General features: G+C 43.5%; 18 protein-coding genes. 10 read left to right on the top strand and 8 right to left on the bottom strand.

All coding sequences use genetic code 11. From position 1 onward, the window contains the following. The first annotated feature begins 165 nt into the window (after window positions 1-165). Window positions 166-1,692, top strand: a complete 1,527-nt coding sequence (locus ESB13_RS12585; RefSeq protein ID WP_129003790.1) for a S41 family peptidase — start codon at window positions 166-168, stop codon at window positions 1,690-1,692. Between the two features lie 258 nt (window positions 1,693-1,950). On the opposite strand, the gene ESB13_RS12580 is transcribed toward ESB13_RS12585, so the two are convergent. Next, on the bottom strand, window positions 1,951-2,949 hold the full coding sequence (locus ESB13_RS12580) for a helix-turn-helix transcriptional regulator (protein ID WP_129003788.1): 999 nt from the start codon (window positions 2,947-2,949) through the stop codon (window positions 1,951-1,953). Window positions 2,950-3,176: 227 nt separating this feature from the next. Here ESB13_RS12580 and ESB13_RS12575 point away from each other — a divergent pair, with 227 nt between their 5' ends. From ESB13_RS12575 to ESB13_RS12560, 3 genes are all read left to right on the top strand, one after another. Further along, window positions 3,177-5,534 (top strand): TonB-dependent receptor, encoded by a 2,358-nt coding sequence (locus tag ESB13_RS12575; RefSeq protein ID WP_129003786.1) that lies wholly within the window; start codon window positions 3,177-3,179, stop codon window positions 5,532-5,534. 274 nt (window positions 5,535-5,808) lie between these two features. Beyond that, a complete protein-coding gene (locus ESB13_RS12565) occupies window positions 5,809-6,993 on the top strand; it encodes a PepSY-associated TM helix domain-containing protein (protein WP_129003782.1) in 1,185 nt (394 codons plus the stop codon). Between the two features lie 18 nt (window positions 6,994-7,011). Further along, a complete protein-coding gene (locus ESB13_RS12560) occupies window positions 7,012-8,202 on the top strand; it encodes an alpha/beta hydrolase (protein ID WP_129003780.1) in 1,191 nt (396 codons plus the stop codon). Here ESB13_RS12560 and ESB13_RS12555 read toward each other — a convergent pair. Beyond that, window positions 8,150-8,350 (bottom strand): hypothetical protein, encoded by a 201-nt coding sequence (locus tag ESB13_RS12555; protein WP_129003778.1) that lies wholly within the window; start codon window positions 8,348-8,350, stop codon window positions 8,150-8,152. The two genes, ESB13_RS12560 and ESB13_RS12555, sit on opposite strands and share 53 nt — an antisense overlap. Before the next feature lie 258 nt (window positions 8,351-8,608). Between ESB13_RS12555 and ESB13_RS12550 the strand changes: the two genes are divergently transcribed. From ESB13_RS12550 to ESB13_RS12540, 3 genes are all read left to right on the top strand, one after another. Further along, complete coding sequence (locus ESB13_RS12550; protein ID WP_129003776.1) at window positions 8,609-9,316, top strand: ferritin-like domain-containing protein; 708 nt, start codon at window positions 8,609-8,611, stop codon at window positions 9,314-9,316. Beyond that, a complete protein-coding gene (locus tag ESB13_RS12545) occupies window positions 9,291-10,190 on the top strand; it encodes a ferritin-like domain-containing protein (RefSeq protein ID WP_246022528.1) in 900 nt (299 codons plus the stop codon). Before ESB13_RS12550 ends, ESB13_RS12545 begins: the two co-directional genes overlap by 26 nt. 167 nt (window positions 10,191-10,357) lie before the next feature. Then, on the top strand, window positions 10,358-10,585 hold the full coding sequence (locus tag ESB13_RS12540) for a hypothetical protein (RefSeq protein WP_129003774.1): 228 nt from the start codon (window positions 10,358-10,360) through the stop codon (window positions 10,583-10,585). A gap of 12 nt (window positions 10,586-10,597) precedes the next feature. Here ESB13_RS12540 and ESB13_RS12535 read toward each other — a convergent pair whose 3' ends face one another. From ESB13_RS12535 to ESB13_RS12520, 4 genes are all read right to left on the bottom strand, one after another. Beyond that, complete coding sequence (locus tag ESB13_RS12535; protein ID WP_129003772.1) at window positions 10,598-10,966, bottom strand: hypothetical protein; 369 nt, start codon at window positions 10,964-10,966, stop codon at window positions 10,598-10,600. A 7-nt stretch (window positions 10,967-10,973) separates the two neighbouring features. After that, complete coding sequence (locus ESB13_RS12530; protein WP_129003770.1) at window positions 10,974-12,530, bottom strand: hypothetical protein; 1,557 nt, start codon at window positions 12,528-12,530, stop codon at window positions 10,974-10,976. Between the two features lie 360 nt (window positions 12,531-12,890). Next, window positions 12,891-13,325, bottom strand: coding sequence for a CBS domain-containing protein (locus ESB13_RS12525; RefSeq protein WP_129003769.1), 435 nt, complete (start codon window positions 13,323-13,325; stop codon window positions 12,891-12,893). A 77-nt stretch (window positions 13,326-13,402) separates the two neighbouring features. After that, on the bottom strand, window positions 13,403-14,743 hold the full coding sequence (locus tag ESB13_RS12520) for a sigma-54-dependent transcriptional regulator (protein ID WP_129003767.1): 1,341 nt from the start codon (window positions 14,741-14,743) through the stop codon (window positions 13,403-13,405). A gap of 118 nt (window positions 14,744-14,861) precedes the next feature. On the opposite strand from ESB13_RS12520, the gene ESB13_RS12515 reads away from it, so the two are divergent. From ESB13_RS12515 to ESB13_RS12505, 3 genes are all read left to right on the top strand, one after another. Next, window positions 14,862-15,833: a helix-turn-helix domain-containing protein gene (locus ESB13_RS12515; protein ID WP_129003765.1), complete on the top strand. Its 972-nt coding sequence runs from the start codon at window positions 14,862-14,864 to the stop codon at window positions 15,831-15,833. Between the two features lie 340 nt (window positions 15,834-16,173). Then, window positions 16,174-22,515 (top strand): MBG domain-containing protein, encoded by a 6,342-nt coding sequence (locus ESB13_RS12510; RefSeq protein WP_129003763.1) that lies wholly within the window; start codon window positions 16,174-16,176, stop codon window positions 22,513-22,515. Window positions 22,516-22,555: 40 nt separating this feature from the next. After that, entirely contained in the window at window positions 22,556-23,434 is an 879-nt protein-coding gene (locus ESB13_RS12505) for a PorP/SprF family type IX secretion system membrane protein (protein WP_129003761.1), read from the top strand. 138 nt (window positions 23,435-23,572) lie between these two features. Here the strand turns inward: ESB13_RS12505 and ESB13_RS12500 are convergent, their stop codons facing one another. Together ESB13_RS12500 and ESB13_RS12495 are read right to left on the bottom strand one after the other, a co-directional pair. Then, the gene (locus tag ESB13_RS12500; protein WP_129003759.1) at window positions 23,573-24,193 is read right to left on the bottom strand and encodes a response regulator transcription factor; all 621 of its coding nucleotides are present in this window, start codon (window positions 24,191-24,193) and stop codon (window positions 23,573-23,575) included. After that, the gene (locus ESB13_RS12495; protein WP_164974196.1) at window positions 24,190-26,088 is read right to left on the bottom strand and encodes a sensor histidine kinase; all 1,899 of its coding nucleotides are present in this window, start codon (window positions 26,086-26,088) and stop codon (window positions 24,190-24,192) included. Before ESB13_RS12495 ends, ESB13_RS12500 begins: the two co-directional genes overlap by 4 nt. Window positions 26,089-26,292: the final 204 nt, after the last annotated feature.

The following is a 26,292-nucleotide window of genomic DNA, read 5'->3' as shown; positions in this document are numbered from 1 at the left end:
GCCCCATTTCCATGGGGCTTTCTCTTTGATACTGAAAGCGATGCAAAGATGCAGGTGAATTAGGGTACTTCCTGAGATGAATTGTCAGGTTTTTGTAATAATTAAAAACAGCTTTAGTTTGGTTAGGCTAAATCAAAGGGTTTTAAAAAATCGTAATTTAGGAATATGAATCCTCGAGTAATACTTTCCTGTTTCGTTTTTGGAAGCTTAATATTAAGTTCCTGCCATAAGTCAAAAGATAATGGCGATAATACGGAGTTACCTGCGACGCCTACTACCGGCACTGCGGTTGAACTTAACATGGATACGTTATATCTGTATGCGAGCCAGACCTATCTCTGGTATGATGCGCTTCCTTCTTATGAAAGCTTTAATCCGAGGCAGTATTCAGGAACGGATGAACTTCAGAGTTTCAAGAAAGAGCTTTTTGCTTTGTCTCAAATAAAAGTAAATCCCGAGACCAATGCTCCTTATGAGTATTCAGGCAGTACAACGCAGGCAAAGTATTCTTTTGCAGAGGCGCAGTCTACTACCGGGCAAACGGGCCAGGTTGCGGCTGTTACATTGGAAGGGAAGGGGAATGATCTGGGAATGGAACTGGCTATTGTGAATGGATCAAGTGTATATATCCGTTATGTAAACCAAGGTTCACCTGCTGACCTGGCGGGATTAACGCGTGGATGCCGTATCACCCAGTTGAATAATACCGCTGTAACTGTGAATGCATCGGCTTTAAACAGTGCGCTTGCTCAAAGCAGTCTTCCGGTAACTGTAGTAAAACCGGATGGTAATACATTAAGTGCGACGTTGCAAAAGGCTGCCTATACCAGCAGTCCGATACTAAAAACAAAGGTGTTTACTTCGGGCAGTAAAAAGATAGGCTATATTGCTTTTGCACGGTTTAGTGTATTATCTGGTACACAGACTGCGCTGGACCAGGCATTTGCAAGTTTTGCAACTGCCGGTGTGACTGATATGGTTATTGATCTCCGTTATAATGGTGGTGGCTATGTATCTACTGCAGAATATTTTGCCAACCTGCTGGCTCCGGCTTCGGCTAATGGCGCTGTTATGTATAAGGAGTCATTTAATAAACTGATGCAGGAAGGCAAGGCAAGCATTCTGAAATATTTGCCGTATCTCGATGAGAAAAAGCAGCCTGTTCTTAAAAGGGATGGTACTGCTGCAAGTTATGCCGATGTTGATTTTTCTGAATCCGGCAACACGCGCAAGTTTTCTAAAAAGGGTTCGCTGCAAGACCAGGCAAACATTGTTTTTATAGTTAGCGGCAATACGGCTTCTGCGAGTGAGTTGCTTTTGAATAGCCTGAAGCCTTATGTTCCGGTGAAATTAGTTGGCGTTAAAACCTACGGTAAACCCGTAGGCTTTTTTGGTATTAATATCAGTAAGTATACTGTTTATATGTCGCAGTTTACAAGTGTCAACAGCAAGGGTGAGGGTGCTTATTTCAATGGTATAGCACCTGATATCGCCGGTGTTGATGATGTGAGATATGATTTTGGTGATGCTGCTGAGAACAATCTTTCGAAAGCACTTTCTTACCTGACCAATAATGCTATCCCTGCTTCCGGCGGCCGCATAAACGGGCGTGATGCTTCAGCATTAGAGGTATCTTCTACCCGGGAAGCTGAGTTTACCGGCATGGTGGAATTAAGGACCAATTTCAAGTAGGCTCTCTTTTTCTTATTTCGTAATTGCTTTTCCTGTTTTCGATAACAGCGATCTACTGCTGTGTCTTAAGTTTGCATTCCATTCACTCGCTTACGGCACTAACCTGTGCTTGTTACTGCAATACCTGTTAACATGACGTATAGCTTAGAAAAGACCGGCAAGATTTATTGTTGGCAGAGAATGGATATGAGTTTGTGAAAAGTCTCTCAAATATATGTGGAAAAAAGTGCGGCCCTGGTCTCAGGGCCTCACTAAAAACTATTTTTTCAATTCGCTGGGCAGGTATCCGAATTTGCGTTTGAAAGCTGCAGTGAAATGTTGCGGGTTTTTATAGCCCACCCACCATGAAATATCGGATATGGTGTGTTTCCCTTCCAATAACAATGACTTTGCTTTATTCATTCTTACTTCTGTCATATAGCCGAAAACGGTGGTGCCAAACAATTCCTTGAATCCTTTCTTTAATTTAAAATCATTCATTCCGGCCAGTTCTGCGAGTCTTATAAGTGAGCAGGGTTCCTGTAAATTATTGTTGATCAATTCTTTTACGTAATGGAATTTTTCAGTGTCTCCCTGCTTAATAACTGTTCTTGCCGGAGCAGCTTCGGTTATGATCGAGGCGTTACTGAAGTGTTCGATTTGTAATACCAGTAATTCCTGCACCTTACTTTCGACATATATTTTCTTTAAAATACCTGTATAGGGGCAGTGGATAATTGATAAGATCGCCTGTTTCATGACGGGGGTGATAAAACCACTTCTCACTCCCATTACCGCCGGTTGTGTATGATCGATGGCGTAGCCAAACTGTTTCAGGCTGGATAAGTCGCCATTGAAAACGTGTTGCAGCCAATTTACCGACAGCATGATTTCCAGGGTGAATCTTTCTGTGGTAGGGTAGTTTAGCCTGCCTTTTACAGCGGGGAAAAAGAAGAGGTTATGTGTTCCTTCGGGAATATCTACGGCCAGGCTACCTGGTTTTGCGGGTTGATAAGCAGAGTGTCCTTTTAACTCAAACTGCATTTTCAGGAAAGGGAAGTCGTGTTCTGTCAGGATCTGTATTTCGTGCGGCGAATGAATCACGCGGTGTACAACCAGGAAGCCATTGATCAGCATTTCGTTTACGTGTCCGTGTATGCCGTTGTAGTCAATATTGTAGGAGTGTTGGCTGAGGCTTCCGGTGCAGGCGAAATTATCAGGAAGTTCTTTCACCACCATTAGTTCCCTGAAGTCTTTGCTATGGAATACCGATTTCATGTGCAGTTAATTGTCATAGAAATATCAATTCCGTTTTGCGGCATTTAATACTCCCTTTTGCGTTATATGTCTGACAGGTAGCGTTTTAATTTTGCCCACCATAATAATCCAACCTTCTGCAAGCTAAATGTGGTGGCGGCTGTTATAGCTGCCTATACGGAATTTTTTTTTCGCTATGCGGAAAAAGGGGCCTGTGAACCTAACCAAAACCTTATAAAATATAAATCATGAAATCATTAGTGCAGGGACTACGCCTGTTTGCCTCTTTATTTGTATTTGTTTTACTGTGTTGTACACTCCAGGCCCAGGATAGGGTTACCGGAGTGATTAAAGGAAGTGTCAGGACTGCTGACGGCAAGCCGGCTGAAAATATCAATATCCTGCTGAAGGGTACTCGTAAAACTGCTATAACAGATGCTGCCGGCAATTTTGAAATTAAACATGTTGCTGCGGGGGCTTACGAGCTGGAGGCAGTGGCTGTAGGACTTACTACTGTTTCGGTAAAGGCCGTATTGGCGGGGGATGGTGTGTTGGAGCTTCCTTCACTGGTGCTGGCGGAGAGTGAAGTTCAGCTGGAGCAGGTTGTTGTTTCTACTGCGGCTGCGAAATTTGCTAAAAAACAAAGCGATTATGTGGCCCGTATGCCACTCGCCAATCTTGAGAATCCACAGGTGTACACGGTTGTTCCTAAAGAACTTTTACAAGAGCAGGTTGTCGTTGACTTTATGAGTGCGCTTCAGGCGGCGCCTGGTGTGAATAACATTACTTTAGGTCTGGGATCGGGAGGGGTAGGACTGGCTATGCGGATGCGTGGTTTTAGCGGGGCGAATGCAGCAGGTGCCATCAGGAATGGTATGTCTACCAACTGGGTATCTTTGTCGGACCCTGTGAACCTGGAAAGGATTGAAGTTATTAAAGGGCCTTCGGCCACTTTATTTGGCTCTACCCTTACCACTTATGGAGGTCTTGTTAACCGGATCACCAAAAAGCCCGGGGAGCTTACGAAAGGGGAGATCAGTTATTCCGGTGGCAGCAGGGGGCTTAGCCGCTTAACCGGTGATTTTAATACGGCATTGAACAAGGAGAAGACAATGCTATTCCGTGTGAACGGTGCGTATCACAGAGAGAGAAGCTTTCAGGATTTTGGGCTAGCCAAGAGCACCGTACTTGCACCTTCTTTTACTTACCTGGTGAATGACAGACTTACATTGGATTTTGATTTTGAATTTTATAACTCCAGGCGGAATGCTACTTATGTAGGTTTTGCGAGCACTACTGCTGCCAAAAGCTTTGACGATCTTAACTGGAACTTCAAATATTCCTATACTACCGATGAGTTGTTAAGCGAAGCCCGCATTTTTAATGCGTACGCGAAAGCTACTTACAAATTATCGGATAGCTGGAGTTCTCAAACGGCGTACTCTTATGCGAGCACAGATAATGCGGCTAACTACCTGTTCCTGCTCATCAACCCTACCGGTGATTCTGTTTCGCGCAGAATTATGAATATTCCCAGCAATTTCGGTATCAGCCAGTTCCAGCAGAATTTTGTTGGTGACTTTAAAATAGGGCAGCTGCGTAACAGGCTATTGATTGGATTGGATTATGTAGATCTGACAAGCTCGGACCGCAGGGCTACTGTGAATCCGTTTGATAAGGTAAAGCTAAATGAAACCGGCCCCAATATTTCTATGGCCAAGTACCAGCAGGTATTGGCGGGGCTTAATTATTCTCAGTACAAAAGACATTTACAGACTTACAGCGCCTATGTTTCTGACGTAATAAATATCACAGACAGGTTGCTTGCTATGGCCAGTTTGCGTATTGATTATTACGACAATGAATTTGATGACTATGATCAAACAGCTGCTTCTCCTAAGCTGGGGCTTGTGTACCAGGTGGTGAAAGACAAAGTTTCTGTATTTGGAAACTATATGAATGGTTTTACCAACGTGGCTCCTGGCACCACTTCTGCAGATCCAACCGCCAAGACAGATTTCAAACCGGAGCATGCCAATCAACTTGAGGGAGGGGTGAAGCTTGAACTTCTGAAAGGTAAATTATCCGGAACGTTGAGTTATTATGATATTAAGGTTGATAACAAGGTGCGTCCTGATCCTGCTAATCCTACTTATTCTTTACAGGATGGAACGCAGAGCAGTAAAGGATTTGAGGCTGATGTTATTGCAAATCCTTTCCCTGGTATGCATATGATCTTCGGGTATGGTTACAATGAAAGCAAGTATACCAAAGCGGCTGCGGCTGTTGACGGAAAGCGTCCTTATTCTACTCCTGCCAATGTCGCAAATGTATGGATCAGTTATAAGTTTATGCAGGGAGCTGTAAGAGGGCTTGGACTTGGATGTGGTGGTAATACTGTAAGCGATTCTTACCTGAATGATGCCAACTCCTTTACTGTTCCGGGATATACCAAGTTTGACGCTACTGTTTTCTATGAGCAATCGAAATATCGTCTGGCTCTGAAGTTAAATAATGTTACCAATGAGCAATACTGGACTGCTGACTTCTGGGCTGCTCCGCAGCCTAAGCGTCAGTTCATTGTGAATATGACCTATAAGTTTTAGTATTTACATACCAGCATGCGGTATGCGTATTTGGAAGTTGCCTGTTTTTGCGGGGATAGATTGTGGAGGGGCAGATAACAGACAGGATGGCGTATTTTTTAAGTGGCTCATAGACGGCTTTAAGGTGGCTTTAAAGCTGCTTTGCAGCGGCATGCTGATGTTGGGACAAAAAAGACAAAGTGGCAGCAGTTTCGGGATGAAATGCTGGTAAAGATAAAAACAAAGCAGGGTTGACCGCTGTAAGGTCAACCCTTTAAATGATAGTATTCCGCACATGAAAGTTACATCCTCTGTAAAGCCGGGCAGGAAGAAAGGAGCTGGCTGGTTAAGTAAGCTTAACAGCTGGTTGCATTTATGGCTGGGCCTGGTGTCCGGCATCATTGTTTTTGTTGTGTGCCTGTCGGGCAGTTTGTTTGTTTTTTGCGATGAGATTATTGATGGTATCAATCACCGTGCTATTTATGTACAGGAGGTAAAAGAGAGACAGCTTTCTACAGAAGCTTTACTGCTTGCTTTTAAGAAGCAGATGCCGGAGCATAAGCCTTTTTATTTTGTTGCCTATAAAGATCCGAAGCGGTCATTTAAGGTTGCTTCCGCTGATAAAAGGCAGCATTTCAAATTTACCTGGCTGGATCCTTATACGGGCAAGGTGCTTAAGACAAACGGGGCTTACTATTTCTTTTATACGGTAGCTCATATTCATGCTGAGCTATTGTTGCATGATACCGGGAGCCTGATCGTAGAAATTGCAACCTGGATCTTTCTGATTGAATTGGTAACAGGACTGGTATTATGGTGGCCGAAGAAATGGACTAACGTTTTCCTGGACATGTGTTTCAAGATTAAATGGAAGGGGAAGTGGAAGCGGGTGAACTACGATTTGCATAATGTATTGGGCTTTTATAGTCTTATTCCCACACTATTGCTTACTGTTACAGGGCTGATTATAGTTAATAAGCCAGTAAATAAAGTGTTACATACCAGCCTGGGAGGCAAACAGGAACCTTATCGCGAATTGCGGAAACTAGCTGCTGCTTACAGTCCAGGAGCTGCAGCAGCTCCGCTGGATACTGTGATCCAGCGTTTATTTAAGCTTAATAGTAGTGTTTGGCAGGTAAGACTTACTATTCCTCCCAAAGACAGTGTGACTTTTTATTATGCCATTGCTGCTGCGCATATTGGGCTAAAAAGTCATGATGGGCAAATGCTGCTAATCGATAAATATTCCGGTAAATCTTTGCCTATACCTGCACAGCTGGTTAAAGGGGAACGGATTGAATCGGTCAATATGAACCTTCATATCGGGTTTTGGTATGGGTGGATAGGAAAAATGATCACGTTTGTGGCGGGGCTTATCGCTACATCTCTGCCTATTACCGGCTTTCTTGTATGGTGGGGACGAACCCATAAAAAGAAGAATAAAGCCGGGAGGCCCAGGCAACACCTGGTCGTGCATTAATAACTGAAAAAATATAAAATGGATTTCTATTTATTACGGCTGTTTAATATAAAGAGAATGTTATGGGGTATCGGCATTTTAAGTTGTTTGCTGGTGCCTGCCAAAGCATATTGTCAGACGGTAGGCGACTCCGTTATATCTATAGGGAAAGCTTATCATCTTTATTCAGGTGAGCTTAAAGAAAACAGGAGTTACTGGGTGTATCTGCCGCAGCATTATAATGATCCCAGGTATCCGACCCAGCGTTACCCCGTGTTATATCTTCTGGATGGTGATGTCAACTTTCATTCATTAACCGGCATGCTTCAATTTCTTAGTAAAGGTGCATATGCCCAGTTGCCGGAGATGATTGTGGTTGGGATCTTAAATACAGATCGCACACGTGATCTTACTCCAACCTATGCGAACGTTAAGGCGATGAATGGTATCAGCGCTTCTTTTGAATCCAGTGGCGGTGCTGAAGGGTTTATCAGTTTCCTTAAGAATGAAATGATGCCATTAATAGATAGTTCTTATCGTACGATGGGTTACAGGATACTTACCGGTCATTCCTTTGGAGGGCTGGCTGCTGTTAATATATTATTACATCATCCCGGGATGTTTCATTCTTATCTGGCGATAGATCCCAGTTTATGGTGGGATAATGAGTATATGTTGCGCAGGGCTGATAGCTTATTCCGGGATGAGAACAGGTTTAAAGGAAGGCAGCTTTTTATGTCGCTTGCTTTTAAGGAACATTCTGAAATAGATACTACCACCGACCAGGAGCGGGCTATCCGTACGTTTGCTGCAAAGCTTAAGCGGAATGCACCTGTGGGATTAAGATGGAACTTTGCTTATTATGAATCGGAGGATCATGGGTCTGTGCCTTTGCGTTCGGAGCTGGAGGGGTTACGTTTTCTGTTTAAAGGGTACCAGGCTGAAGTAAAACAGCTTTTACAAAAGCCTGAACTGCTGGAGGCGGGATATAAGGAGTTGTCTGTGCAACTGGGATATACATTTTTGCCGCCGGAATACCTTGTAGACTGGATTGCCTCTTTTTGTGAAAAAAATGGAAAGTATAGTTCTGCGAAGTATTTGCTGGAAATGAACGTGCGTAATTACCCGGAAAGTAAAGGTGCAGCTGAACGTTTACATAATGTAGTACAAAAACGTTTTAGTCGGGCGGAGGGTCGGTATCAAAGTCGTCGTGGTGAGTTTCTTCGGTAAAGAACAAAGGCAATGCTATCCAGGTGATGCCCAATAACAAGATCCAATATCGCTGGAAGAAAAGAGAAAATGCACATAGTATTATGCCAAAGCAAACCATAGCGATGGCGGCTTTATCCACTTTTTTTGTAGAATTTTTTCTGCTCATATTATACCCGTTGGTAAGAAAGAATCGGGTAGTTCAATGTTTATCGGATTTCAGGGAATAACATAGGAGCATTGGAGTTATATGCAATATAGGTGTTCCTGACTATAATAAAAAGACCTGCTTTGATGATGTGCTTCCTAAATACCGGACATATTTTGGGAGACGTCAACGGGCGGGCTTTTTTATTTAAAACTATTTCTTAACAATACTCGTACCTCTTCACTGTTATACCATTTCATCATCTTCAAAAGCTGATTTATGATAAAACCTGAATCAACAGTTGACAGTACGGAACAAGGGGAACCATCTCAAGCGTCCTCCGTTTCCAGAAGGAAGTTTCTTAGGTACGCCGGGTTATCCGGTGGGTTAGTGGCGGCAGCAGCTGCCTGCAGTAAGAGTAAGAACGATAATGGCTTCAATTCGGGCGCTTACATGGGAAGCGGCGACATAGGCATACTCAATTATGCTTATGCACTGGAACAGTTGGAAGCTGCCTTTTACACGCAGGTAGCGCTTACTCCCTATTCCGGTATTACTGCGTTGGAAACGGCGTTGCTTACCGATATCAGGGATCATGAGATTGCCCATCGTGAGTTCTTCAAAAAAGCGCTTGGCAACAGTGCTTTGCCGTCGCTGGAAGTTAATTTTTCCAGTGTAACGTTCGGTAGCCGTGACAGTGTGCTGGCGACAGCCAAAACTTTTGAAGACCTGGGAGTCTCGGCCTATAACGGAGCAGGGCGCCTTATCGTAAACAGCGATTACCTTGAGCTCGCCGGCAAAATTGTAAGTGTGGAAGCACGTCATGCTGCCTATATCCGCGACCTTATCAGTAATGGCAGTTTTGCAGACAGCTCTGTGGTTGACGCCAGCGGTCTGGACAAGTCGCGGAAACCAATTGAAGTGCTTACCATGGCGAAGCCATTTATCAAAACAGCGCTCAATGCGAGCGATTTACCATCTTACTAAAACAGAAACCATGAACATCATTGCCATAATTGAGGAATTAGGGAAAACAGATCCCGAGGTGTACGAACGCCTCGATGAGCGGAGAAATGCCTTTAAACGTTTTACCCGTGTAGGCGGCAAGATTGCAGCCACTGCCTTGCCATTTGCCTTGGGAGGGTTTTTCAAAAAGGCGTATGCAGCTCCGCCGGCTACGAATAAGGTACTGGAGGTACTGAACTACGCGTTATCACTGGAACATCTGGAATACCAGTTTTACCTGGTAGCTGCCAGTAAAACGACCCTTTTCCCGTCGACGGCTGCTGCCGGCGCCTTTGCTACTATCAGAGACCATGAGAAAGCGCATGTTGATTTTCTTTCACAGGCTATCAGGTCGCTGGGAGGTACTCCTGTTACAGCCAATGCCAAGGGATATGATTTTACCGGAGGGCAGGGGAGTAATTCGGGGCCGTTTGCTACTGTATTTACCAATTACGCAACTATGCTGGCGGTTGCCCAAACTTTTGAAGATACAGGTGTAAGGGCTTACAAAGGAAGAGCGAAAGAACTGGTAGAAGGAGGCGATCTTTTAACGGCGGCATTAAATATTCATTCTGTAGAAGCCAGACATGCATCGCATATCAGGCAAATGCGGCGGGCTGCGGGTCATTCTGCCGATGTGAAGCCATGGATTACGGGTAACAGCAGCAACATTGCCAGTACTGCAGTTCAAAATAGCTATAACGGCGAAGATAATGTAACGCAGGGCGGCGTTAATATTACAACCTTGCCCGGTGCCAGCGGTAATATTTCTGTGACTGCAGCTACAGAAGCATTTGACGAAGGATTAACGCCTGCCCAGGTAACGAATATTGTGACACCTTTTATCATTCCATAGACATCCCGGCAATAAAATAGCAGTCGTTTCCCATAATGCTTCCTGGTTTATAAATATGTGGAAAATAATACCTGAATTGGTTTTTTTTCTATGCTAATACCGGGATAATGCAACAGAAATGCAACTGGCATTTTAGTTGCAATTATTTTATTCTAAATCAATGATCTATGAACTTAGAGAGCATCCCAGGAACATTTACCATTCCTTACCGGCAAACAAAAGTGAAAGTGGAAACGAAATGCAGTACATATAAGTGTTTTGTCGTGCATTTGCCGGACGCCGATCATGAGATTTTTATGTCGAAAGACAACTTGGGAAGTAGCCATTGGAATGAGGCTTTTAAGGGAGAAACAGCTTTGGCCAGGGAATTGGGTAAGTTGATAGAAGCTTGTTAAGCGAATCGTACTTTATTTTATTTCTTTTATCTGGGAAACCGCAGTGATAACGATCTGCGGTTTTTCTTTGTAGGTATCTACCGTTCCGGTCACGTATACCATTTTATTCTGAAAATAGACTTCGGGCTGAAAAGAAAATGATTTCCGCACGTTGCCCCATATTACGAGCGTTAGCGGCTGAAGGGGGTATGCTGCCCCCATGTTCAGGAAGGTGGGACTGTTTTGCGCCTTATCCAGGAATTTGCCGCCATAGATCCTGCCTTTTACAACAACCTCGCGTCCAAGGTACCGGCTTGCGTCAGCAGGCGGAATGGTATCCTGCCCATAACTATAGCCGGTCCCAAGGGTAAGACATAATATTGAAATAGCTGTTTTTAACATGCGTTCACTAAGCGCTTCGTTTACTTTGCTGATATTTATCGAAGATCACCTGGCTCATAGGCTTCCGGTATACCTTGCTTTCTATCCAGGAAATAACGTCCAGGTAGGCGAATGCCCTTGTTTCGAAGCGGCTTTTTTCAAATTGCTTCAAGGCCGTGAGCAGCTTTTCCAGTTCGGGCTGTAGTTCCCTGGCCGACATATTGCCTGAGCGTCGCAGGAAGCGGAATATTTCCTCTTCAATGACTGTCAGGTTTTCCATCTTGGCCATGTAGCGGAAGACTGATTTGGTCAATGATTCCATAATATCGTAGTTGCCCAGCTCGTAATGGGACATCAGGTGCATGAGGCGCGCATAACATTGAAGGTCAATACGCAGGTCGGCCACTGTGCCGTTCATAATACGTTGCAGGTAATCGATCGCCTTATCATAGTCGCCGGCTCCAAAATACATCGATGCCACTTTATAGTTGAAGACCAATAACCGGTGTGAGTCTATATAAAGGGCATATTCATTCATTTTTTCTTCCATTTCGGGCACTTTTTTCAGCCCTTCTTTGAAAGTGCCGGTCATCAGGTGCCAGTTCACGCGTGCGCCATTGATATAAATGAAAGTATGGATCCTGAAGTTATCGTGTGTATTGGCTGCCGGAGTTTCGGCATATGCTTCGAACTCGGCGAGTGTTTGCTGGAACTCCCTGAAATTACGCAGGTCGTAGTGAGCATTCAGCAGATTGTGCATGCCTTTTACATAGTGACCGGGTTCAACCGTACTCATTTCGGGCTGTGCGCGGAAAAGGTCGATCCACTTGCGGCTATAGCGATAATACATCAGGAAGTCCTGGCGTATAAAGGCATACCAGCAATAGCTCTGGTAGAGGTATAACAACTCGTAGAAATCGTCTATAGCGGCTACATCGGAAGGAAGGTTTTCCTTAAAGAACTGCCGTATATCTGTTTCGTCGTGTTCGTTACGTGCGTGTCCATTTTTTATGAACCAGCGATAAAGCAGAAGTGCCAGGTTGGAAAGCTTTACTACCCTGTCTATGTGTCCGCTGATAACCAGTGATTCATGAGCCAGTGCTTCAGCCTTTTCCGAGGAGCTGCGGGTAATATGGAGTGTTTCTATTTTTTTCTCCAGCGAAATAACCTGAGCGAGAAAGTTGTATTTGTGATTAAGCTTGGCTATTTCTTTGGCCTTTTCCAGGATTTTTAATCCCTGGTGCTTCAGTCCTTTGTTATAAAGGATGCGGGCGTTATCGAGATGTTCGCTTAATTGAAGGTCAATGTTTTCTGCGCTTTTCAGCAAGCGCAGACTGGCCAGTAATTCTTTATAGAGGTGGGTTTTGAGGTTGGCGAGTTGCGGTTTTTGAATAGAAGGCAACCTTTTCAGCAACAGCTTTTCGTCGTATTCCGACAATTTATCGAGGACGTCAAACAGTTGAATAATCTTAAGGTCTTCTTTTCCTGAACTTCTTTTTATATAGAGCTTAAAATGCCTTTTTTCAGACTTCTCCAGAGATCTGACCAGTTGGAATAAAGCATCTGTAAACCGGTTGGATGTCATATGTAAAATCTCCTATAACTCAATTCCACAAAGGGTCCTGCATTTTTGTGACCCTTTTTGACGTAATAAAATACCCCATAAGTTGTCTTGTTTTGCGCTGTGCTGCGTAATACCTTTATCAAAGAATATTAAATCATACGACAAGCAATCGTGAAAATAGCAATCGAAGAGGTCGTATAACAGAGCAGCAAAGATAAGAGCTGCGATACAAAAAAAGATTTTTCTAAGATTTTCATATGGCAAGCAATCGTTAGAGGCCGTCTGTTTCTACAGTGGGCCTTCTTTTTTTCTATCCCAACGAAAGTAACTGAATTAAAGTGAAAATCCCTCGTATTTTGTAAAAAAGGGGGGTAAAAATTATTATCCGTTTGAATATATAAAACTATGCAAATGATCAATAGTTTCCTGCTGTGCCGAAATGGTCTCTCTTACCACGTCATGTATTGAAATGATGCCCACGTAGTTATTTCCATTAAATACGGGAAGATAGCGGGCGTTGCGGTTACTCATGAGCTGCATACATTCTTCAACACTGGTATCCTCGGTTACGGTGGGCAGATTGGTGGTCATGATAGAAGCAACACGCGTTTCATTTGACGATTTACCCATTAATACTACTTTGCGGGAGTAGTCGCGTTCTGTAACGAGGCCCAGGTATTCACCGTTATCCATTATAACTACGGAGCCGGTGTTTTTATCGGACATGAGCCGGAGTGCTTCCAAAACGGTTGTATCGGGACTTACGCTAACAGTATGCCGACCTTTCCGGCTGAAAATGTGCATTACTTTTTTCATATGACAAGTGATTTCTCAGCTATAAGTTACGGCTATTTCCCGTCTCGACGGCTTAAAATTTTCGGATAAATACGGGTTTACTGACTGATGCCGTATTCCTCAATTTTCCTGTACAGCGTGGCCAATCCAATATTCAGAAGACGGGCTGCTTCGGCCTTATTATTCCTGGTGTGGTTGAGTACGCGTTGAATATGCAGTTTTTCTATACTTGCGAGGTTGAAGGCCGATAAACCATTCGTATGAAGAACAGGTGTTTGCATGTCGGCCGGAAGCAGTTCGCCAGTGAGTTCCGTGCCGCTGGCAAGTATTACTGCGCGCTCAATGCTGTTTTTGAGCTCCCTGATATTCCCCGGCCAGGGATATGCCTGTAATTTTTCAAGGAATTCTCCGGTAAGCTGGAAAGTTTTTTTATTGGTTTTGCCTGCGAAAAGGTCGGCAAAGAATGTTGCAAGGGCGGGGATATCCTTAACTCTTTCCCGCAATGGCGGCAGGTGTATTTCAAAAATATTAAGCCTGAAATACAGATCCGGGCGAAAGCGTTGTGCTTCGCTTTCTTTTTTCAGGTCTCTGTTTGTGGCGGCAATAAGTCTGAAATTAGCTTTGGTAGGTTTGGTATCTCCGAGCCTTATAAACTCATTATTTTCCAGTACCCGCAGCAGTTTGGCCTGCAATTCCAACGGCATTTCGCCAATTTCATCGAGGAACAGTGTACCTCCGGAGGCCTCCTCTATTAATCCTTTCTGATCTTTCAGGGCTCCTGTAAAAGCCCCCTGTTTATGGCCAAAGAGCTCGCTTTCGAGTATTTCTTTGCTGAAGGTGCTACAGTTCAGTGCTACGAAGCTTTTGCCGGAACGGGGGCTTGCCTGGTGAATGGCCTGGGCAAATACTTCCTTTCCGGTACCTGTTTCTCCTGTAAGCAAAACTGCGGTATCAAGCGGAGTCACCTTTTCTGCCAGGGCTATAGCCTCTTTTATGGCTTTGGATTTACCTATGACGGCGTCGAAGGAGAATTTATTGCCAACGCGTTTTTCCAATTCCTGAACGCGTTTTTGCAGTTGTGATTTTTCAATGGCCCGGTGTAACAGGGGAAGAATTTTCTCATTGTCATCTCCTTTGGTGATATAGTCAAATGCCCCGTTTTTTATAGCCTGTACTCCATCGGCAATATTTCCGTAAGCCGTGAGTAATATGATCTCTGTAACAGGCGATGCTTGTTTTAGCTGTTGAACCAAAGCTACGCCGCTGGTATCGGGCAGTTTAACATCGCAAAGGATAGCGTCAAAATGGCTTTGAGCTACTTTCTTCAACGCTGATTTCCCATCACCTGCTTCCTGTACTTCGAATCCCTCTGAGCGAAGAATGCGTGACAGCAGGTTCCGGAGCTTTTCCTCATCATCTATGATCAATACATTTTTCAATTGAGATTATTTAGGCGGCTACCAGGCAAAATTAAAATTCCCTTGAATCATAAACAAGAACCATATATAAGCACTTCTCTACTATAGATGGGCCTTATCTTTGCAATTTGGTTCTGGTATGACATTGTCTAAGTCTACAACGATTGCTGATCCTTTCATTGTTGAAAGGGTAATTGCGCAGTTTAATGCACTGCATCCGGTTTCTGCTGCTTTTAAGGATGATATGTACAAGCACGCTTTTCTTCAGCAGCTGAAAAAGAATGCTTTCCTGGTCAAAGAAGGCATGATCTGCGACAGCGTTTACTTTGTTGTCAAAGGAATTATACGCGGCTTTTCTACCAAACGTAACCGTGAACTTACCACCTGGATTTCGGTTGAAGGTGATTTTGTGACCTCCATTTCGGGGATGTATGGAAAAGTTTCAAAGGAATCGATGCAGGCCATTGATAATTGTACACTGGTAGGGGTACCTGTAGATGTACTACAGCAATGGTACGAGCGTTTTCCTGAAATGAATATAATCATGCGTAAGATACTGGAGGCATATTACCAGGAAGCGCAGGAACGTTCTTATATTATCCGCATCGGTTCTGCCAGAGAGAAATACGACTACTTTATAGAAAACAGGCCTGGCCAGATAGATATCATTCCCATACCTTGTATCGCTTCTTTTCTTGGAATGACCACTGAAACGCTCATGCGTATACGGGAAACCCGGAAGAAAACGGGGAATGACCAGGATACGCGCATTCTTGTGAATTTTATTGAACAGTCAATTACTGCAGAGCAGCTATTTAAAATTAAGAGCCTTTCCATCACCCAATTAGCCGGAAGTATGTCTATGCCTGCACATTTGTTGTCGTATGTGTTGAATGAACACTATAAGAAACGTTTTACTGATTTTATCAACGGCTACAGGGTAAATTACGTAAAGCAGCAACTCAGGCAGGGTAGGGAATGGAAGCAGAACAAGGTTGAAGCTTTAGGGCTGGAAGCGGGGTTTGCCTCACGAAGCACGTTCTTTGCGGCTTTCAAAAAACTGGAAGGGGTTACGCCTGCAGCTTATGCGGAGCATTTACATGCCAATTAGACCCTGGGGTCTATTGTAGTCCCAACTTCAAAACTTCGGACTTTTTATTGCAGAGGAAATAAAATACTTAAACAAGGGGACTCTATTTTTACATCCAATTAACAATGTTCCCAAAATTTAGAGCTTATTTAACTATTCCAATACCCCAGTATGAATGAGAGCCAAGGCAAAACTGACAATATCCTGTATCTTCTAATTTAGCCACAGATATCATTTTGTTTCGAGGGTTTACTTAACCCACAATTCTCACCAGCTATTGATGTATGGCAGATAAATATGTGTGTTTATCTGAACGGTCTTGTACTGCTGATAGTTTATTGTTCGATTTAACCCTGTTTGCATGAATTTGAGAAAAAAGCTTCTGCCGCTTTTGATGGTTTTTGTGATGAGTTTCTGCTTCAAGATGTCATATGCGCACTCTGGTGGTGTATGGATTGCCAATGATGGATGCGGCCATTGGTTTGCGATTGTATTTCACTATCATAATGGTAGCAGCGCTAGCTCTATCTCCAGCAGTTCCGGGGCAGGGCTTTACTTCGACTACAATCAAAATGGAGTTTTCGATGTAAACGGAGGGCAGTTGGCTTATACCAATGCTCCGGGACAAACAACGAGTAATGGAGAGTTTACAAGGTTTTCCGATTATATCGTGTTTTCTCCGGCACCTACATCAATGACGGCAAATGCGTTTGCAAACAATGCTGGTATCCAACAACAAGTTCTTAATTGGCTGAAGGCTAACAAGAACTATGGTAAAGATTATACTTTGTCTGTTGCTATAGATGGGGGCACTCGTTCCAGCGTTTGGTATGAGGCTTTGGTATGTCCTATCCAGCCCATTTCTCCCGGTAAATATAAAGCATCAACTTCTACTTCTTCTGACGTTGAAACGCCTACAGGTGGAACTTATGTAAACCCCTTTGAGTTAAATTATACTCCTACAAATTTTAATCCTGCAACTGCTTCGGTTGGGCAGCAGGGTTATAAGCTTGATATAAATACTACGCTTACGCAAACCTGTGTTGCTGAATATGGCTGGATTTACTCTACCGACAATGCTACTCCTACTGTAAATACAACAGGAGTAGTTAAAAACGTAGTATCCACTGTATTGAAAGACTATAATAATGAACCGCTGGCTTTAAATATCAGTGTGCCTGCAGGTAGCATTTCCAAGACCTACTATATACGTTCTTATTATAAGCAAACGGTAAATGGTCAGGATTTTTATGTTTATTCTGCTGTAACTTCTATTGTTCCTGTGCCTGCCCCGGTTATTTCGCAACAGGCAGGTAATAAATCTGTTTGTACCAGCTCTAATACAAGCTTAAGCTTAACAGCTACCATAGGACAAGGATCGATCAGCTATCAGTGGCAGGTGAACATCGGATCAGGGTACCAGGATCTTGCGAATAGCGCAGTGTACGACGGTGTTAATTCTAACCAGTTGTCTATTACCGGTGCAACCCTGGCTATGTCGGGGTATAAATATCGTTGTATTCTTACTTCATCTGTCAATGCTACAGTACAAACAACTTCAGACGAATCTGTTTTAACAGTAAATGGCCCTGTAAAGCCAACTGTAACTGATGTTACTTATAATGTAGGGGCTACACCTTCTCCTCTTTCAAATTCAGTTTCAGCTTCAGGCTCTCTGTTGTGGTATACTGCTGCAACCGGTGGCAGCGGATCGGCTACGGCCCCGCCAGTTAGCACAGCTAATCCGGGAGTGCAGGAATACTGGGTCACTCAGACTGCCAGCTCATGCGAATCGGAAAGGGCTAAAATAACGGTACTGGTTCGTAAAAATGTAGTAGCTGTAAGTGAAGTTACCGCTATCGAAATTACATATGGCGATGCATTGAATCTTCCCACCTCAGTGTTCGCGGTATATGACAACAATACCATAGAAAGTACGCCGGTTACTTGGAATACTGCCACCTATAGTGGCAAAGCAGGTAATTATACTATTACCGGTACGTTGAACCTGACCGCAGGAGCCAGCAATACTTCTTCGGTTAAACCTTCTGTAAATATTAAGGTGAATAAGAAGACTGTAACCGGCGTATTACAAGGTTATGTGACTAAAACATATGACGCTACTGTTACAGCCAAACCACTTGCCAACAACTATCGTCTTGAAGGCCTTGTAACAGGTGATAATGTATTATTGAATAACCCTGCTACCGGTACTTACGATAACAAAAATGTTGGCAGCGCCAAAATTGTGACTGTAACCGGACTGGCGATAAGCGGAACCGATAAAGACAACTACGTGCTGGCTTCTACTACTACCAGTGCAACAGTAGGTTTTGTGAATCCGGCAGGTTTCACTGTTACGGCCAGGTCTCTTACCAAAACTTATGATGGTGTTGGCTTTAGCGATGGCAATGGCTACGATCTGAGCGGTTTCGTAGGCGGTGAATCTATCACCAACTCGGATATCACCGGTACCGTAAGCTATACTGGTAATGCCCAGGGGGCTAAAAACTGGGGTTACTATAATATATACCCTACTGGTTTGGCTTCATCTAACTACTCTATTTATTTTAGTCCTGGTACATTAACGATCAATAAAAGGGCACTAGCCATTACTGCAAGTAATCAATCTAAAACGTATGGTACTGCCAGAAGTTTCTCTGGTTCCGAATTCACACAAACCGGACTGGTTGTTGGCGAAACCATTACCACTACCATAACAAGTAATGCTACGCCTGCCAATGCAGCGGTTGCTACTTATCCTATTTTGATCAGCAATGCAAGCGGTTCTACTATTGACAACTACACCGTAAGCTATACCAATGGTTCTTTCAGTGTTGGCAAAAAAGATCTGACAATAACTGCAAAAGCTGATAGTAAAGACTATGACCGTCTTGCTTATAGCGGCGGTAATGGTGTAACTTATAGTGGCTTTATTTCGGGTGAAAGTGAAACGAATCTTGGTGGAACGCTATCTTATGGTGGTACTGCGCAAGGTGCTAAAAACGGTGGTTCTTATCTGATCACTCCACGTGGATATACTTCGGGCAACTATAACTTTATCTATATAGATGGTGCTTTGACCATTAATAAAGTTTCTCTTAACGTGAAAGCTAAAGATGAAACTAAAAATTATGATGGAACTTCTTATTCTAACGGTAATGGGATAACCTATACCGGTTTTATAAACGGGGACGATGCTGCTAGTCTTGGCGGCGTCTTAATTTACACTGGTAATTCGCAGGGGGCTAAAAATGTGGGCACGTATGTGATCACTCCTTCCGGTTATACCAGCGCTAACTATACTATTACGTATGGTAACGGTTCCCTGGTAATTAATAAAGCGCGTCTTACCATTGAAGCAAAAGATCTCTCAAGAGCTTATAATGGTAATACCTATAGTGGCGGCAACGGCATTACCGCTACTGGCTTTGCAAACGGAGAAACTGTAACTAACCTGGGTGGTACGCTTACTTACAGCGGCAATTCACAGGGAGCTAAATTTGCCGGAACTTATAATATCACTCCTGGTGGTTATACTTCCGGAAACTATGACATCGTATTCCAGAACGGTACACTTTCCATCACAAAAGTACCACTTACCATTACGGCTGCGGGCGATGTGAAGGTATATGACGGTAATGGTTACAGTGGCGGAAAAGGTGTTACTTATAGTGGCTTTGTTGGTACAGATAACGCTTCCTCATTAACCGGTACAGTAACTTATTCCGGAAATGCTCAAGGTGCCAGGAATGTAGGTTCCTATGACATCATGCCAGCTGGTATCACCTCCTCTAATGCTTACGATATCAGCTTTGTAAAAGGTACGCTGGTTATTAATAAAGCAGATCTGGTGGTAACTGCAAAAGATATAGTAAAAAGCTACGATGGTATCGCTTATACAGGCGGTGGCGGAGTAAATTTCTCCGGAATGGCTTCTTCTGACAATGCTGCTTCGCTGGGTGGAACCCTTGCCTATGGTGGTACTGCCAGGAATGCTAAAAATGCGGGCACTTATGTGATCACTCCTTCTGGTTATACTTCAGGTAACTATAATATCAGCTATGCTAATGGTAATCTGACTATCAATAAAACGGCGCTGGAAGTAAGAGCAAAAGATGCATCCAAAACATATGATGCTCTTGCATATAGTGGTGGTAATGGTGTAGAGTTCGTGGGGCTGGCATCGGGCGAATCTGCGGCTAACCTTGCTGGTACCCTTACCTTCGGTGGAGCTGCGCAAGGAGCTAAAACTCCCGGCACTTATGTGATTACTCCTGGTGGTTATACTTCCGGAAACTACAACATTAGCTTTACTAACGGTACCCTTACAATTGGTAAAGCCATCCTCAGGGTTACAGCAAAAGCTGATAGCAAAAACTATGATGGCCGGGCTTATACTGGCGGAAATGGTGTTACGTATTCTGGTTTTGCTACAGGTGAAATGGAAACGGTACTGGGCGGAAGCCTTTCTTACTCCGGTGACGCACAAGGTGCTGTAAATGGCGGTTCTTATGTAATCGCACCTGGTGGTTATGCCTCTGGTAATTACGATATTCAGTATAGCAATGGCGTACTCACCGTTAATAAGCTTCCGCTCACAGTTACTGCTCATGACGATTCCAAAGTTTATGACGGTATTGCATACACCGGTGGTAATGCAGTTTCTTATAGTGGATTTCTGGAAGGTGAAGACGAGAATGTATTGCGCGGTACGCTTGCCTACGGCGGTAACGCACAGGGAGCGACCAATGCAGGTTCCTACCAGATCGCTCCTTCAGGCTATGTTTCTGATAACTATGCTTTCAATTATGTTAGCGGTAACCTGGCAGTAACGAAAGCGGCACTTACTGTTACTGCAAAAACAGATGCTAAAACATACGATGGTATAGCATATGCCGGTGGGAAAGGTGTATTGTTCAGCGGTTTTGTCAATAATGAGAATGAAAGCGTATTAGGTGGTATTCTGTCTTACGCTGGCACTTCACAAGGTGCAAAAGCTGTTGGTGAATATGATATCACTCCCGGTGGTTATATTTCCGGTAACTACGAAATAAGCTTTGCTTCGGATAAACTTAGTATCAATAAAGCAACGCTATTAGTTACTGCAAAAGATGCTACCAAAGAATATGATGGAATAGCTTATACTGGCGGTAACGGTGTTTCTTATAATGGTTTTGTTACCGGCGACGATGCAACCGTGTTAGGAGGAACCCTGTCTTATTCAGGAACTTCTCAAGGAGCTAAAAACGGCGGCAGGTATTTGATCACTCCTGGTGGTTATACTTCCGGTAATTACAATATCAATTACGCAAATGGCCAGTTGACAGTAACGAAGAAAGAGCTGACCGTTACTGCAGAAGATAAAAGTAAATACAGCGGCATGCCTAATCCCGATTTTACGGTGATCTATAACGGCTTTGCTGCGAATGATAGCAAAGAATCCCTCGCTGTTCAACCTATAGCAAGCAGTGTTGCTGCAACAAGCTCTCCTGCCGGTACTTATTCGATTACCGTAGCTGGCGGCGCTTCTGATAATTATTTCTTTACTTATGTGCCTGCGGTATTAACTGTTAAACCAGGCGCTACTACAAGTGTAAGCCTTGCTGCTGTTACTGTATACGAAAACCAGGCTGCCGGTACTAAAGCAGGTGATTTGAGCAGTGTGTCTGAAAATCCGGGAGCAACCTTTACCTACAGCCTTGTAACAGGTAGTGGCGATACAGACAATACGTTGTTCGCAATCTCCGGTAGCCAGTTGAGAACAACTGCTGCTTTAGATTATGAACAGAAAAACAGTTTTAGTGTTCGCGTAAGAAGCACTACTCAGTTCGGTGTTACATTCGATAAAGTATTTACGCTTTCAATTCAGGATGTGAATGAGGCTCCCCAGTTAAACCAGCCTGCTGCTAAAACGCTGTGTTATACCAAAGATCAGCAGACAGTTGCTTTGTCGGGTATTAATGCGGGACCTGAAGTTGCTCAAACAACAACACTTTCTGTTCAATCCGATAACGCGGGTCTGTTCGAAGTACTTCAGGTAACAGGATCAGGAACTACTGGTAATGTAAGGTTTATTGTAAAAGACGGCGCCAGTGGCTCAGCTAATGTTACTGTTACAGTTCAGGATAATGGTGGAACTGCTAATGGTGGTGTAGATAAAACATCTAAAACATTCCGTGTAGTAGTGAACCCACTGCCGGTATTTACTATTGCCAGCGAAAAAGGGAATAGCATTTCGCTGGGTGTAACAACAAGATTGATCATTAACGGTGCAAGTGGCAGCGTTAACTGGTCACCTGCTACGGGTCTGGATTATCCTTTAAGCTTCAGTCCAAATGCAAGGCCAATGCAAAGCACAACTTACACTGCAACTGTTACCAGTTACGAAGGTTGTGTAAGCAGTCAGCAGATTGCAATAGATGTAAGGGAAGACTTCCAGGCTATTGGTCAGAAGATGCTGATAACGCCTAATGGTGATGGTATCAATGACTTCTTTGTCCTGGATAACCTCGACGCTTATCCGAACAACCGCTTACAGGTATTCGACAGGGCAGGAAAAACAGTGTATGAACGTCGTAACTACGATAACAGCTGGAATGGCACATTAAATAACAAGCCATTGGTAAACGGCACTTATTTCTACGTATTAACGGTTAACAACCAGGTTATACGGAAGGGTACGGTAACTATTGTGAACTAGAGATGATAACCTGTATTAACTGATTTTAAAAGTACAAATAATGAAAAATAAGATTTTATATACAATATTGTTGGTGGGTAGCCTTGTTTGCGCCCGCTCTTCAAATGCACAATCCTATTTTAATAATCCTATCAGCCAGTATTTCCAGAACCGCTTTTTGTGGAATGCAGCTTATGCCGGTGCCAATAACTATGCGCATCTTTATCAGCTGATGAACAAGAGCTGGATTGGTTTTGACGGGGCACCATCCTTGTTCATGATGACGGGTGATATGCGCTTTGGAGCAAACTCTGGTGCAGGCCTTCAGGTGATTTCCGACAAAAGCGGTCTCCTGCGTCGTACAACAGGCAGGCTGGCTTACTCCTATGTAGTAAAAATGGATGAGCAGCAGCGTTTAAGGCTGGGTATTGCTGCCAGCATGTATCGCGAGCGCCTTGATGAGTCTGCTTATATTAATAATCAAGGGCAGGTTGATCCGAATGTGAAAACTTTTAATGATAAGGGGTGGACTGCGGACGGTGATTTTGGTGCGGTATATGAATATGAGCAGTTTTCAATAGGTGCTTCTGCTACCAACCTTAGGAAGATATTTTCCAAGGATGAAAACAGGTTGTCCGATATCCAGCTGTTTCAGTTCAATGCTGCTTACAATTTTATATTGGAAGGTGATATGTCTATTCAACCTTTAGCTTCTTTTAAACGTTTTTCCAACAATGATAACATCTTTACCGGTGGAGCACAGTTTAATTATGAAAAAGTGTTTCATGCCTCCTTGCTTTATCAAACAACTGGCAGCGTTCAGGCTGGTATAGGTGTACCGGTGAAGGAAATGGGTGAAGTTAACTTCTTCTATGGCGGTAATAATCGTCGTGGTTACGGTAAACAATATGAAGTGGCATTAAGTATTCACATTAAATAGTTTAATACCCCCTGCATAAGAAATGGGTCGTTTCAATGGTAAACGGCCCCTTCTTCAAAACATTTAAATTATAACGGGATATGGGCGTTTCCTGTTAACGGAGGCGAGGCTATTCTTTATGGAATAGCCTTCTCTGCTTTATATCAGTCCTTCTTCTACCGCTTTCTTCATAAGCCCTGCCGTATTTCTTACGTTCAGCTTCTGTAACAGATTATTCCGGTGATTATCTACTGTATGCGTACTTAAGAATAGTTTGTCTGCAATTTCCTGGGTGGTAAGTTCGTCTGCGATCATTTGGAGGATCTCCTTTTCCCTCCGGGTTATTTTCACGTAGTGGGAAGGGGTGAATAAACTATTGACCATCTGTTTTCTTACTTCCTCATGTAAGAACTGTTCTCCTCCGTACACCGTACGGATGGCTTTAATAAAAGTCTCCGAATCTGTATTCTTAAGCAGATAGCCCATACATCCCATTTGAAGCATCCTTTTTATCTGCGCCATAATTTCGACATTCGACAATACGATGATCTTTACAGAAGGATATTTCTTTTTGATGATGGGGGCTAATTCTGTTCCTTTTTTTCCAGGCATCTGGATATCCAGTATAAGTACATCGGGTTTATTGGTGACGAGGCCTTCCAGCAAAGCGTCTCCGTTAGTGTATAAGGCGGTGACCGTGATGTCGTTCACGTCTGCCAGTATTTTTTGCAACCCGCTTAGTACTATTTCGTGGTCGTCTGCAATGCTTACTTTGATCATATTGTTTCAATGTTTTCTTTTTGCAGCGCTATATTAATATAAATGTTTGTACCACGTGCATATCCGCTTTCAATACTGATATTTCCGTTGAGTGCCTTTACCCGGTCCTGTATGCTTTTGATCCCGAGCCCTTTTTTGTTTTCCGAAGATATGCCGATGCCGTTGTCTTCGACCGAAATATTAAGTTCGTCCTCCGAAAAACTGATCTGTATAAATGCCTCAGTAGCCCGGGAATGCTTTATAATATTATGGACCAGCTCCTGCACAATGCGATATAGCGATAGTTCGAGCTCCGATTTTAACTTAATATTAGTGCCTATTACTTCAAAATAGATATGGGTAGTGTTTTTACTGGCAATACTATTGCAAAACTGCTCCAATGCTTTTACGAGCCCATCCTGCATCAATATTTCGGGCATCATATTATGCGCTGTCTTGCGCAGGTCCGAAGCTGCCTGATCTACCAGCTGCATTACCTCGATGAAATTTGATTCATTGTTGAAATGATATTCCTTCTTTACCAGGTCAAGATTTATTTTGGCTGCTGCCAGCAATCCGCCAATGCCGTCATGCAATTCGCGTGCAATCCTGTTCCGCTCTTTTTCTTCACCTGCTATGGTGTATGTTAAACGGCTTATTTCCATTTGCTTCTCGAAGCGGTAGGCCAGAAGTCTTTGCTTGTGGCGGTTAGCACGCAGCCACAGGGCCGATATAATAAATCCTACAATAGCAAGAAGTGAAATTGCAATGACCCAAAGGCTTTTCTGCCGGGCGTTATTCTCCGCTTTCGATATCTGAAGATTCTGCTCCGCCAGCTTTTTGTCTTTTTCCGATAAACGATAACGGCTTTCGATTTTCGACATCATATTCAGCTTGTCCCTTGTTGCAAAGGAATCATACAGTTCAATATACTTATTCTTACAGGCGATAGCTTTATCTGTAAGCCCTAGTGCTTCGTACGAATCTCCATAGATCTTATAGGCATCAATAACGTCTTTGTTCAGAAAATTCATATCAAATCGCCGCCAGGTATCATCAAGCACTGAAATACAGTTTGCATATTTTTTCTGTTGGTAATACACCATGGCAAGCTGTAGATTAGCTGTGATCTGAAGCCGTTCTTCAAGTAAGTGAGCATGGTTTAACCGCATAACACTATCTATGTAAAACTTTGCCTCAGCGGGGCGTTTCTCCATGATATACGAATTGCTAAGGTTCAGCAATATAATTGGCAGGTTGGGTGAGTAGCCCGGGTTGTTGGCCAGTAGTTGAAGGTTCTTATTGAAAAAATAGCGTGCAGAATCAAAGTTTGCGATGCTGCAATAATAAAGGGCTTGTAACCGGTACAGCTCTGCATAGGTCCCGGGTTTGGCAGGTAGCCTTGTTAAGGCTTGCTGCGCCTTACTGATAAAATACTTTACAGGCTGGGCGTATTCTACATCCACATAACTGCTGTTATTAAGCCAGAATACAGCAAGGGTAGAATACAGTTGTATTTCGAGCCCCGGGTCTTTGATGTTACCTTTTTCTATTTCTTCATTGATATGATAGTAGTAATAAGCGGCTGAATCGAGGACCGCGCTGGCATCATAGGATTTGGCCAATAGCAGGTAGGCCTGATTCTTCAAAGTGTTATCCGATAATTTTCTCAGTTGATACTCCTCCAGTGCCTTCCGGGCATTCCGGATGGCCAGTGAAAGGTTCCGGTTATAATACCATTTTCCTATTTCTGTAAAGGATGATACTACGCCATGGTCATAATTGATCGCATAGCTCCCTTTTAGCGCCTGGTTAAAATACCGGTAGGAGCTGTCAGGGTTTGAGGTCCGGATCATAGCTCCCCGCTGAAGCGCTTTATTGATAGAGGCTGTATCATACAATGCCCCCTTTTCCAATTCGGAATATAGTTGTGCCTGTAATACAAACGGTAGCAATAGGAAAAGAGAAACCAACTTACATCTGCGGTAAATCAAATGCAAGTACCTCTCAACAGTCAGCGCAAAATTCCCACAGCTCATCTTAAGCAGTATTTGGTAAAAGTAGTTTTTCGGACGGCAAGACCGGCTGTTTTCCCGGCAATTAAGGATACGGCTGGATGA

This window comes from Filimonas effusa, from assembly GCF_004118675.1.
Taxonomy (GTDB): Bacteria; Bacteroidota; Bacteroidia; order Chitinophagales; family Chitinophagaceae; genus Filimonas; species Filimonas effusa.
This window is presented reverse-complemented; position numbering and strand designations above follow the sequence as displayed.